Source organism: Eubacterium sp. 3_1_31 (genome assembly GCF_964249515.1).
Taxonomy (GTDB): Bacteria; Bacillota_I; Bacilli_A; order Erysipelotrichales; family Erysipelotrichaceae; genus Longicatena; species Longicatena caecimuris.
The window spans coordinates 98,403-111,696 of the sequence record NZ_CAXUBY010000003.1 but is presented as its reverse complement, the minus strand read 5'-3'; the positions used below and the strand labels follow the sequence as shown (position 1 = coordinate 111,696).

Genomic DNA, 13,294 nt, shown 5'->3' with positions numbered 1-13,294 from the left:
TAAGGATATGAAAGCATGGAAAGAATTTATGGAATTTACAAATCTTAAAGGACAAGTAAAGAATTTTGTCATGCTCTTAATGCTGACTAGCTTTTTGTATTGTTCCGTATATACAATTTTGGCGAATTTCATGTATTGGAATGGAAATACCCTATTATTTTATGGGATTTTATATGTGTTAGTCATTGTTTCTGCTTATGTGTACATGCTGGTATTGTATCAGTTTCTAAAGAAAAAGCGAGATGATGATTTGCGTGTGGATATGAAAGCTTGTCGCATACCGCTGATTATGACCCAAAGTGTGTTTTTTCTATTGATGGCTGGGGGCAGTTTTGTATCCTACTTACTTATGGAAAATCAAGATCTGGCGTTTTTACAATATCTATTGACACCAATCTTGCTGCTACTGCTTATGCTTTATATTCCCTGGCAAGTATTTGCTATTTTGGAAATACTAAATGGTAAGAAGCATCCCTTGCGCATATTGAAAGATGCCTTGCTGATTATTTTACGACATTATCAATCCGTCTTTTACTCATTGCTTGCTTTGGGAGCAATCGCTGCCATATATTATAGCTGTATGGATGCGATGTTTGAGATTTCTATTTCATTGGTTCCGGCAACGGCCGTTATTGATATCATGACACGAGCAAATCCTTTTTTACAACTGTTTACGTTAATGGCAAGTGTCCTGGATAATGTGAATATTGCGATACCGGCAATACTTTCTCTACTTTATGGCATAATCATGTGCATTGCTTTAAGTTTTTATTATATGGTCTTAATTTGTATTTTTGATGATGATATTCATGTATAAGCTTGTGACATGTTGAAATAGGAACATACTATAAGGTAAAGGATGATGAATGGATGAATGAAGTATCTATACCGATCGTTATTACACTTCAATTAGACGATACGTATGTGACCTTGCGGATACATTTCTTACGCAAGGATGATCAGCCTTATTTGCTTATTCAAGTAGAACCGCTTTGGAATTAGCGGTTTTTTTAAATGATGATGTGGAATTTGCCTATCTTTTCGAACGGTACATAGAACAATTTCTGGGCGGGCTCATATACTAGAATGTATAAGGATTGGATTGCTTATATACGATAGGAGGATGAAGATGAGCAAACGCTTAAAGGAAGTCTTGGCAAACAGGCTGCACATTAGCTTTCTTGAAACGATAGAAAATGATCCCTGTGATTTTGTAGGAACCATGCGGATTACAGTAAGAGAGCAGCAGGAAGATGGAACGCCATGGCTGCATGAAACGACGCGTCATGTCAAACTTTGCGATTCACAGGACGTATGCCGTGAATATGATATTCCCATTGATGCGCAAAGCGGTACGGGCAGTGTCGTAGTGGAATATGTGGAAGGAGTACAGTTGGCTTTAGTACAGGTGGATGAAAATGGCCAACAGATGTTACATGAAGACGAATATGCCATCACCTATAAACTAGATGGTGAAGAAAGTGAAATGGATTATATCAATTTTGTTTTTGACGAGAGATCAAGCGAAACAAGAGAAGTTGAAATTATCAATCGTCGCATTCCTTTAACATCATTGCATATTGAAAAAGTAGTGCTGGATCGTGATGGCTGCCGTATGCCAATAGATCCGCAATGGGAATTTCCAATACGTATCGTGGATATGCGAGGATGTGAACAATGCTTCACTTTGAATGTGGAAAACCAATTTCACATCGTCATTGAGCAACTGCGTGTGGGAAATCGTTATACAATTGAAGAAATGCCACAGCGAGGCTTTTCTGTCAGTTATAGCTTTAACGATGTGGCGAATGTCGATAATGTCTTTGAAATGACACAGGGTGAAAATCATTTGCAAATCATCAATGCCCAAAGTGATACGACCAGCATAACCATTGAGAAATACATTCGCAGCACTTGCGGTGAATTATGCCGGCCAAATCGTTTTGAAGAATTTCAGGTCCGTATTATCGCCTGGAATCAAGATCGCATCATTCGTTTAAATGAGCGAAATAATTTCTGTGTCACCTTATTCGATATGGAACCGGGCTATTATGATATTACGGAAATCAGCGATAATGCCAGCTATGAGGTCAGTTATATCGTCAATGGGCGAAAAGAAACAAATTATGCCAATTTAGAATTAAACAGCTGTGAGGAAGCATCGGTGCTGATTATTAATACCGATCCTGACAATACCTGTAATCCACAACAAGAAAGTCCTCTTCGCATCTGTAAGTTTATTCGTCGCTGTGATGGTTGTATCACACAGCCGGATAAGAAGGACTCTTTCAAGGTCATGTTGTGTGGTTGTGGTCGTAATGATACCTTCTTATTAAATGCCAATAATAATTTTTGTGTCGATGTGGCAGATCTTTGTGAAGGCTGTTACGAGGTCGTAGAATGTTCAGATAAAGATTATATGACGACCTATCGTGTGAACGATGGACCAGAGCGTACCAGTGCCATTGTTGATATCATGTGTGGAGGCTGTAACAGTGTTGCGATTATCAATGAAGAACGCAATCGGGGCAGTGTGAGTATTTGTAAATATGTCCGTAATGCCAATGGTGATTTGGTAAAGCCTCAAAAAGATGAGTGCTTTCAAGTCTCACTGAGCTCTTATTTCTGTAAACGTGATTTTGAATTAAATGTTGATAATGACTGGTGCATGAGCTTTTGTGATCTGCGTTTTGGAGGCTATGAAGTCAGAGAATGCAGTGATTCAGAGTATCAGGTACAATATCAGGTCAATGGAGGGAAAGAATGCAGCAGTGCGCGTTTTGTGATTGATGATTGTTGCGACAACGAGGTAAAAATCATCAATTCTGTGCGTACTTGCAGCAGCGGTATTTTAAAAATTTGTAAATATGAAGAAACCAACAGTCAAGAGCTGGTAAAACCAAGTCAAGATGAAGAATTTTGTGTGGAAGTCAGCGGTCCTTGTTTCTGTGAAAACTATACCCTGCGCTCTTCCAATAACTGGTGTATTTTATTAGAAGGCTTACAGCCGGGAGAATATCAGATACGTGAATGTGATTGTGAGAATTATGATGTCAGTTATCTGGTGAATCGTGAAGTGATGGAGGAAGCCTTTGTTTATCTGGGAACCTGTAATCAGGAAGTTTTGATTATCAATCATCGTAAACACAGCGGACGTTTAAAACTATATACCCTTATTCGGGATTGTGATAAAACGACACGTCTTCCACAGCCCAAAGAGGCATTTGATGTTCTTGTGGAAGGTGTTGACACCTGTGTGCATACGACCTTAAAAGCCAGCAATGGTTGGTGTGTATTATTGGATGATCTGGCTGAAGGAGTATATCGTATCATTCAAAAGGATACGATGGGGTATCATGTCAGCTATGTCATCAATGGTGAAGAATCTAATTTTGCTAAGGTGACATTGGGATTAAATGATATTTCGATTGGTATCATTAATCAAGTTAGAGATTGCAGTGGAATGCTAACCGTTACTAAATATGTACAGCAAGAGGATGGAAGTCTTGTCATGCCTTGTCCTCAAGATAGTTTCACATTTGAATTAAAGGGCAGAGGTTTTACACACACGTACCACCTGAATGAACGCAACGATTTCTGTGTATATTTTGATGATTTAGAAGAGGGACAGTATAGCATTCGCGAGTTATGTGAGGATTATGATGTCACCTATCGCATAAACGGGAAACCGGTAGCCTCAGCTGATGTTACCTTAGGTATGGAAGATATCGATGTAGATATCATCAATACACCACGTATGCATGGTATGGTATGTATTGAAAAGCGTTTGCGCTGTGCTGATCGTATCATTATGCCAGATCCTGACAGCTGTTATCGTATCTTATTAAAAGGTAAAAACTGTCATGAGATTTATGAATTGCATCACGATAATGACTTCTGTGTCTGTCTTACCAATCTGGCAAAGCAGCATTATGAAATTAGTGAACTAGAGCATGAATGCAAACTGTTTGATATCAACGGTAGTTTACAAGATACCGGTTATTTCTTATATGATGGAGAAGAAAAGCATATCACGCTGATAAATGAAGAAGATTTCATTGGCTGTATGGAAATCAACAAGCAAGTAGAAGATGAAGATGGCACACTGCGCCGCCCACAACGCTGGGAACGTTTTGATGTCATTGTGGAAAGTGAAGAGTATAAACGTAAAATCGTCTTATCGCATGAGAATGATTTCTGTATGCGTCTGTATGATTTGCCAAAAGGTCATTATGAAGTTCGTGAAGCAAATGCGGATCATGTCAGCTATATTGTCAATGAATTGCCATGTGAAAGTGCTGTTGTTGATCTTGATGAACAGGATGTTTGTGTTACGATTATCAATCATGCAATAAAGAAGGGCTGTATTGAATTTCAAGGCTGCATAGATGAGGATGGTACCTTATTGATGCCAAAGCCAAAGGATGAGATAGCTGTCACAGTTACAAGCAAACAGGAAGAATATACGTTAACCTTACAAGATGAAAATGAATTTTGTGATTGCTTGTGTGATCTGAAACCACAGGCATATACGGTAAGTGTTCAAGGAAATTACAAGGTGCGTTTTGAAATCGAAGGTCAGGTATTTGAAGATGTGGTATGTATTGAATTAAATGGAGAACATGTTTGTGTCAATGTTGTGGTATCTTCCAATAAAAAAGCGGATATCACCATCCAAAAGCATATCCAGGATGCAGATGGAAGTTTGCAGATGCCTAAGCCAGAGGAGCAGTTTCAGATTACACTGCTGCATAATGGGCGCAAGCAGATGTTTGAACTAAATGCAAAAAATCATTGGACGAAGGTGCTGCAACAGCAGGAAAGCGGGGTTTATGAAATCATCGAGGTGCATGGCGGAACTGATGTTGTCTATCAAATCGATGATGGGGAAGTAAGTAAGCGCGGTTATTTTGAAGTGGGGAAAGACGATGTTACGGTGCATGTAATTAACCGTCAACCAAGCAGAGTGAAATTGCATTTAGAGGCTGTGGTGAAAAATTGTACGCAGGATATCGTATCTCCAAATGCGTCTGATGTCTTTTATATGGATGTGATCAGTCAAGAGAAGAAAAAAACATTCGTTTTAAATCAGGCAAATCATTGGTGTCAAAGTGTGGAAGTCGATCGTGGTGCATATCGTATCATGCAGCAGACAAATGAAGCGTTTGATGAACATTATTATCTGGTAGATGGCGTGCAGCAGCCAAGTGTGGACATTGTGCTGAAACAAAAGGATATGCGTATCACTAGTGTGAATGTAGCCAATTGTGCAAAAGGCACACTGGAAATCAGCAAGGTCATCCGTGATGAAAATTGTGGCTGTTTCAAACGTCCGGATACCGATATGGAATATGAAGTGGAAGTAAGTGGACCAAATGCTTTCCGTGAGGTGCTGACACTATCTGCCGATAATAAATGGCGTGTGCATTTACAGGATCTGGCATGGGGCATGTATCAAGTAAAAGAGTTGGGTGCACAGGATACGCGCTATATTGTCAATGGCGAAATGGAAAGTGAAAAGGCGCAGCTGCAGATTGCAAATACGATGAATACGGTGAAGATCATCAATGAGACAACGCACCATCAGGGAAGTATTGAAATATGTAAACTGCTTAAGGATGAAGAAGGTTGTTATCGTTATCCGGATGTTGATGCTATGTATTGGATCATGATCAAAGGAGAAACGCATAGTAGCAGGGTATTATTAAATCATGCCAATCATTTTTATGCCAGTGTGCGGAATTTAGAGGATGGCTGGTATGAGGTAAGTGAGGAAAGTGGTCGTGATGTCTTATATGTAGTAAACAATGCCACCCCAAGCAAACGGGCCATGGTGCATGTACAGGGCAATGCCAACACCGTCAATGTTATTAATCCTTATCAGACACAGTTGGGACGTATTGACATTTCGAAATATATCATGAGTGGTGATTTATTGATTCGTCCAACGAGTGGATCTTTTGAAGTCATGGTAAGGGGCAATGGAGAAGAAAAAACCTTTACCTTGACGAGTGAAAATGATTTTAGAGCAAGTGTAAAGAATCTGCGTCCTGGTACGTATGAGGTGATAGAGCTGCATGGTGAACGCGTTTCATATATCATCAATCGCACACAACATTTGGATGAGGCAATTATCAAGGTAGCAGGCAATCAGACAAGTGTGCAAGTGGTGAACCATGAAAGAGAACATGGCAGTATCACACTTGCTAAATATGTACGTGAGCATGGGGAACTCATACGACCAACCAAAGGGGAATATGTCTTCCATATCTCAAAACCAAATTTCAATCAGCTGGTCACACTGAATGAAGAAAATGGCTGGATGGCTACTTTGGAGCATTTAGAAGACGGACAATATGTCATTGCGGAAACAACAACTAGCGATAAGGTCAGCTTTATCGTCAATGGCGGCAGTGAATGTGATTATGGCATCGTTGAAGTAGCGGGAAATAGTAATACCGTACAAATCATCAATACGCGAAAACAGCCTGGCGGCAGTATTTTGATGGAGAAATTTATTCGTCGAAATCATGCTCTTGTAAAACCATCCAATGATTTCCAGATTACCATGCATGTATCCAAACCAGGCTTTAATCAGAACTTTATCTTAAATAAAGAGAATAACTGGATGATTCGTTTAGATCATCTGGAAAATGGTATTTATGTGATTGATGAAGTTGATGCACAGGATGATGTGAGTTTCATCATCAATGGCGGCAGCGAAGTTGCCAGAGCTGTGGTAACGGTTCGCAATAATGTCAATACGGTAAATATCATTGATGCACAACCAAAGGAAACCGGCAGTATCCGTATCGAAAAATATGTCCGCAATCTGACAAGTGGAGAATTAGAATTACCTCCTGCCTCCTTCAGCATTCGTGTTCATGTATCAAAACCGGGTTATAATGAGGTGTTTACTTTAAATGCCGCCAATCGTTTTGCGATTACGCTTAGCAATCTGATGGATGGCACATATGTGATTGATGAGGTCGACACAAATGATGAAGTCAGCTTTATCGTCAATGGCGGCAGTGAGGTACGTCATGGCATCGTCAGGGTGCAAGGCAACCGTAATCTGGTTTTGATGATCAATACAAGCAATACGAGTACACTTGGATCATTGACAATTAATAAAGTAGTGCGCAATGCCCAAGGTCAATTGGTCGTCCCAAATGATCATGAACGTTTTGATGTGGATATCATCAGTGATGTATATGAACGTCGCTTTATATTAGATAAGGATAATAATTGGCAGATTCATGTGAATGACTTGCCAAGGGGAAGATATCAGGTCATTGAGCAACTGGCAAAAAATTATCAGGTTTCTTATATTGTAGATAATGAAGAAGAAAGCGAGCAGGCTGCGTTTGATGTTGATGGCACGATGCATACGGTAAAGATTCTCAATACTCGCGCTTCCATCTTATCGACGTTAGAAATTACAAAATTTATCCGTCAGGCAAATGGTACGCTGGTACGTCCAGCCGATGGGGATGAATATGTGGTTGAGGTATCCAATGCTTCCTTCCAGCAGCAACTTCTTTTGAATGGGGGCAATGCGTTCACGTATACACTACGGGATTTAAGTGAAGGAATTTATAATATTCGCGAAATTGATCAGGATGCTTATCGGGTGACCTATCGTGTCAATGGCGGAACGGAAACCGATAGTGCAGCGGTTACCATTACTCCGGGGAAACGCCATATCGTAGAAGTCATTAATGAGCGAACCATCAATCAAAATACAATTGAAGTATTTAAATATATGTTGGATAATGAGGATAACTATCTACCACCGGCTAGCGGACAGGTTTTCCGCTTTGAAATCATCGGTGAAAATATTCGTGACAGCTATGAGTTAAACGAAGCAAATTCTTGGCATCGTTCCTTGACGCAATATCCAAGCGGCATGTATGAAATTCGTGAGATTGGTTCTCCATATCCTGTGCAATATTTGGTGAATTCCGCTGAATTATTAGATGAAGCACGTTTTGAGGCAACCGCCCAGCGTACCAATATCATCGGTATCATCAATCGTCTGCCTAACGTACAAAATGGAACGATGACCTTAACCAAACGCCTGCGTCAAAAAGATGGTTCTTTGGTCTTACCAACCACGCAAAGCTTCATTATCCGAGTCAGTGGAAATGACTTTGAGCGCATGGTGACTTTGGATAAGGAAAATGGCTTCAGTGAGCGATTGGAAAATCTGGCATATCAAAGCTATACGATCGAAGAAATGTCCAGTCCTTATGCCGTCAGCTATATCATTGATGATGGAAAGGAAACAAGTACAGCCAGCGTGGATATCAATAGTGATGCGACACGCACGATCACCATTATTAATACCCGTAATGATTTATTTTACGATGTTGGCAGCGAGTTAGATGATCTGACCATCGTTATTCAATAAATGAAATAAATAAGGGAATGGAAAAGAATTAAATGATGAAAAAAACAAGCAAACAGGTGGAGAAAGCCTTGCGAATCAGAATGTTTTGAAAGAGAAAAAGAGCAGAGGGGAAGGCTTTTATAAGAACTGATGCATGAGAAATGAAGCATATGAAAAACGAGGATCCATAAGGTTTTTCACATGCCTAAATAACAATATCGGTAAAGGAAAAGAGGATGAAAACGCCTCTTTTCTTTCATTTGTAAATCATTTATTTACAATTTGTGAAAAAATAAGCAACAAACTTTTCAAAGTTGGAAATTTTTGAGTAAGAATAGTTAGAAACTCATAAAAATACAAGAAAATACCTAGTAAAATCACAAATTTAGTTTTATAATATGGGAGTATAAAGTTATGCAAGGAGGAAAACAAATGACTAAGAAATTTATGTCAATGGACGGTAATACAGCTGCGGCTCATTGCGCCTATGCGTTTACCGAACTATCTGCGATTTACCCAATCACTCCATCTTCACCAATGGCTGAAGTTGTGGATCAGTGGGCTACTCAAGGTCGCAAGAATATTTTTGACAGCGTAGTAAAAGTTGCTGAATTACAGTCTGAAGGTGGAGCTGCTGGTGCTGTACACGGTGCATTGCAGGCAGGTACACTGGCTACGACATTTACAGCTTCTCAGGGTCTGTTGCTGATGATTCCTAACATCTATAAGATGGTTGGTGAATGTCTGCCAGGCGTTATCCACGTTGCTGCACGTGCATTAGCTACAAGAGCATTGAACATCTTCGGTGATCACGAAGACGTATATGCATGCCGTCAGACAGGTGCTTGTATGTTGGCAAGCCACTCTGTACAGGAAGCAATGGATCTGGCTGGTGTTGCTCACTTGTCAGCAATCAAAGGTTCTGTACCATTCCTGCACTTCTTTGATGGATTCCGTACATCTCATGAAATTCAGAAAATTGAAGTAATGGATACTGAAGTATTCAAAGACCTGATCGATCAGGAAGCTTTGGCTAAATTCCGTAAAAATGCTTTGAACCCACACACGAACCCAGTTACCCGTGGTGGTGCTGAAAACGACGACATTTTCTTCCAGGGTGTCGAAGCTAGAAATAAACACTTTGAAGCAATCCCTGATATCGTTGCTGATTACATGAAGAAAATCAGCGAGATCACAGGACGTGAATATGCGCCATTTACTTACTATGGTGCTGAAGATGCAGAACGTATCATCGTTGCGATGGGTTCTGTAACAGAAGCTGCAAAAGAAACCATTGATGCATTAGTTGCACAGGGTGAAAAAGTTGGTATGATCAAGGTTCACTTGTATCGTCCATTCTCTGTAAAATACTTAACTGCTGTATTGCCTAAGACAGTGAAGAAAATTGCTGTATTAGACCGTACAAAAGAAACTGGTGCTACTGGTGAACCTCTGTACTTAGATGTACTTGCTGCATTAAAAGATACAGATATCGAAATCATCGGTGGACGTTATGGTATGGGATCTAAGGATACGCAGGCATACCACATTAAGGGCGTATTTGATCACTTGAAAGAAGAAAAAATGATCAATGGCTTCACTGTTGGTATCAATGATGATGTAACGCATTTGAGCTTGCCTTGGGATGAAAACTTCCATATCCCTGCAGACTACACTAGCTGCCTGTTCTGGGGATTAGGTTCTGATGGTACCGTTTCTGCAAACAAATCTACGGTTAAGATCATTGGTGATAACACAGATATGTATGCACAGGCTTACTTTGCATATGACTCTAAAAAAGCCGGTGGTGTAACACGTTCTCACTTGCGTTTTGGACATTCTCCAATTCACTCAACATATTACATCAGCAACGCTGACTTCATTTCTTGTTCATTAGACGCTTACATGTTCAAATATGACATGGTCAAAGATATTAAAGAAGGCGGTACTTTCTTGCTGAATACAACATTCTCTAAGGAAGAAATCGTTGCGCATATGCCAAATCGTATGAAAGCACAGTTGGCTAAGAAACATGCGAAATTCTACATCATCAACGCAACGAAGATTGCTCAGGAAATCGGTATGGGACGTAGAACAAATACCATTCTGCAGTCTGCATTCTTCGCATTGAATGAGCAGATCATGCCATTAGAAACGGCTGTTGATCTGATGAAAGCAGCTGCTAAGAAATCTTACTCTAAGAAGGGTGATGCTGTTGTTCAGCTGAACTACAAGGCTATCGATGCTGGTAAAGACGGCTTGGTTGAAATCGCTGTTGACCCTACTTGGGCTGATCTGCCTTACAACTCAGATCGTAAACTGACTGGTGATGAATACTTCGATAACCATGTCGCAGTTATCAACGGTTTGGAAGGATACGATATGCCAGTATCTGCATTTGCAGGAGACTTCTTACTGGATGGTTCTATCCGTAATAATGTAGCATTTAATGAAAAACGTACAATTGCTGTTCAGGTTCCTACTTGGCATCCAGAAAACTGTATCCAGTGTGGTATCTGTAGCTTCGTATGTCCTCATGCAACGATTCGTCCATTCTTATTGACAGATGAAGAAGTTGCTAACGCTCCAATGGAATTCAAGACAATCCAGGCAATGGGTAAAGGTGTTGAAAACTTGAAATACCGTATCCAGGTAACTCCTGCTAACTGTGTAGGATGTGGATTGTGTGCTGTTGAATGTCCAGGTAAGGGCGGTAACAAGGCTCTGGAAATGGTTGATATCAATGAAAAACTTGATCAGGAACCATTGGCAGATTACCTGTTCAAACAAACAGAATACAAAACAGAATACTTCCCAACAGATACAGTGAAGGGTTCTCAGTTCTTGATGCCTTACTTTGAAGTAAGTGGATCTTGTCCTGGATGTGGAGAAACTCCATACTACAAACTGGTTTCTCAGTTATTCGGTAAAGACATGTTGGTTGCAAACGCTACTGGATGTTCAATGATCTACTGTTCTTCAACTCCATCTACTCCATTTGTAAATGATGCAAACGGTGAAGGTGTTGCTTGGGCGAACTCTCTGTTCGAAGACAATGCAGAATTCGGTTATGGTATGGCATTATCTCAGAACTACAAAGAAGCTCGTATCTTGAAAGCTATGGAAGACAACATGGAAAATGTTGAACCAGCTCTGAAAGATGCATTTGCTAAGTATCTGGAAGTTCACGGTGATCGTGAAGCGGAAAGAGCAATTGCTCCAACGATTAAAGAATTGGCTGCTAAATCTGACATTCCAGCTGTAAAAGAATTGGCTGAAGTTGACTTAGTAAGCAAATCTATCTGGATCGTCGGTGGTGACGGATGGGCTTATGACATCGGTTACGGTGGATTAGACCATGTATTGGCAAACGATTTGAACGTAAACGTTTTGGTATTAGATACTGAAGTTTACTCTAACACAGGTGGTCAGTCTTCTAAATCTAGTCAGGCAGCTTCTATCGCGAAGTTTGCAGCTGGTGGTAAGACAACAGCTAAGAAAGATTTAGGACAGATTGCTATGGCATATGGTCATGTATATGTAGCTGCTATCTCTATGGGTGCAAATAAGGCACAGACACTGAAAGCAATCAAAGAGGCAGAAAGCTATGATGGACCATCTCTGATCTTGGCTTACTCTCCTTGTGCTGAACACGGTATCAAGGGCGGTTTAGCTAACCACCAGAGAACACAGGCGAAAGCTGTAGAATGTGGTTACTTCGATCTGTATCGTTATGACCCAAGAAAAGAACAGCCTTTGACAATCGACTCTAAAGAGCCTGATTACGATAAGATGTTAGACTTCATGATGACGGAAACACGCTACTCTCAGCTGCCTAAGCTGAAAGGCGAAACAGCATACGAAATGTTTGAAAAGACAAAGAAAGATGCTATGAAACGTCATAAGAGATTACTGGCTATCGCTAAAGAATCAATGTAAGAAACTTGTAAAGCTGGCACAAACGTGTCAGCTTTTTTCATCTGCTGCTATGCGATAGGCATACAACATCATGCTTTTTTTCATTCTTCATGTTTTAGAAAACACTTTTCTAACGTCATGTAGGAATTTCAGGCATATTTTGTTATAATGAATATCATCAAAGAAGGTGGATGTATGGCAAATAAGAAAAGAGTGCAGCGAAGGAAAAAGAAAAAAGGAAAAAGTCCCATACGCTTTCTTTTCATTCTATTGACAGAGTTAGTTGTGTTACTTGGCATACTGCTGTATTTATACATCTATCATCCTGATAACCCGATATCCACTGCCTTACATAAAATGATAGATCCCATTCCTGAGGTGGTTTTGGATGCCGGACATGGTGGATATGATAGTGGCAGCGAATTTAATGGGGTTCTTGAAAAAGATGTAACGCTGGCATTAACAAAAGATATAGGGGCTGCCTTAGAAGCAAAAGGAATTCCTGTCTGTTATACAAGAGAGAGTGATGACGTTGCTTGGCCTGCAGATAATATAAAGGATCTAGATGCACGTGTTCAGATCGCAAACACAAGTGGGGCAAAACTATTTGTATCGATTCATACCAATGCCAGTGAAACCAAAACGGGTAGTGGCTTTGAAATATGGGGCGATTATAACGATAAAACGATTTTAAACTTCGCCAAGCATATCCAGACCAGTGTTAACACATTAGGTTATACAATGGATCGTGGGTTGAAGGATGTCGCTATTTCCCCTTTACAAGTTTTGTATAAGAATAAATTGCCAAGTGTCTTATTAGAGGCAGGATTTCTGGAAAGCGAGCGTGATCGAGCATATCTCTTGCAGGATGGCAGACGCAAAGCTTTTGCGAATAAGATTGCTGAGGGAATATATAAGACCTTACAAGATGAAAAGAAGAAACATTCATAATAGGTACATGAGAAGATATTCATAAGAACGAAA

General features: G+C 40.2%; 5 protein-coding genes. All 5 read left to right on the top strand.

Annotated features, from left to right (window positions below; translation table 11 throughout):
• Positions 1-7 precede the first annotated feature (7 nt).
• Positions 8-817: a hypothetical protein gene (locus tag ACESSZ_RS02155; RefSeq protein WP_008687319.1), complete on the top strand. Its 810-nt coding sequence runs from the start codon at positions 8-10 to the stop codon at positions 815-817.
• 53 nt (positions 818-870) lie between these two features.
• Positions 871-1,002 carry a hypothetical protein gene (locus ACESSZ_RS02150; protein ID WP_008687320.1) on the top strand — a complete coding sequence of 44 codons (132 nt, stop codon included), beginning with the start codon at positions 871-873 and terminating at the stop codon, positions 1,000-1,002.
• A gap of 127 nt (positions 1,003-1,129) precedes the next feature.
• Complete coding sequence (locus ACESSZ_RS02145) at positions 1,130-8,413, top strand: MSCRAMM family protein (protein WP_008687321.1); 7,284 nt, start codon at positions 1,130-1,132, stop codon at positions 8,411-8,413.
• A gap of 411 nt (positions 8,414-8,824) precedes the next feature.
• Entirely contained in the window at positions 8,825-12,331 is a 3,507-nt protein-coding gene (nifJ, locus tag ACESSZ_RS02140) for a pyruvate:ferredoxin (flavodoxin) oxidoreductase (RefSeq protein WP_017144701.1), read from the top strand.
• A 174-nt stretch (positions 12,332-12,505) separates the two neighbouring features.
• Positions 12,506-13,261 (top strand): N-acetylmuramoyl-L-alanine amidase, encoded by a 756-nt coding sequence (locus ACESSZ_RS02135; protein WP_008687323.1) that lies wholly within the window; start codon positions 12,506-12,508, stop codon positions 13,259-13,261.
• The last annotated feature ends 33 nt before the right edge of the window (positions 13,262-13,294 follow it).

Coding starts and splice junctions, on each gene's coding strand:
- ACESSZ_RS02150 (WP_008687320.1), top strand. CDS start 871: ATGAATGAAGTATCTATACCGATCGTTATTACACTTCAATTAGACGAT.
- ACESSZ_RS02145 (WP_008687321.1), top strand. CDS start 1,130: ATGAGCAAACGCTTAAAGGAAGTCTTGGCAAACAGGCTGCACATTAGC.
- ACESSZ_RS02155 (WP_008687319.1), top strand. CDS start 8: ATGAAAGCATGGAAAGAATTTATGGAATTTACAAATCTTAAAGGACAA.
- nifJ (WP_017144701.1), top strand. CDS start 8,825: ATGACTAAGAAATTTATGTCAATGGACGGTAATACAGCTGCGGCTCAT.
- ACESSZ_RS02135 (WP_008687323.1), top strand. CDS start 12,506: ATGGCAAATAAGAAAAGAGTGCAGCGAAGGAAAAAGAAAAAAGGAAAA.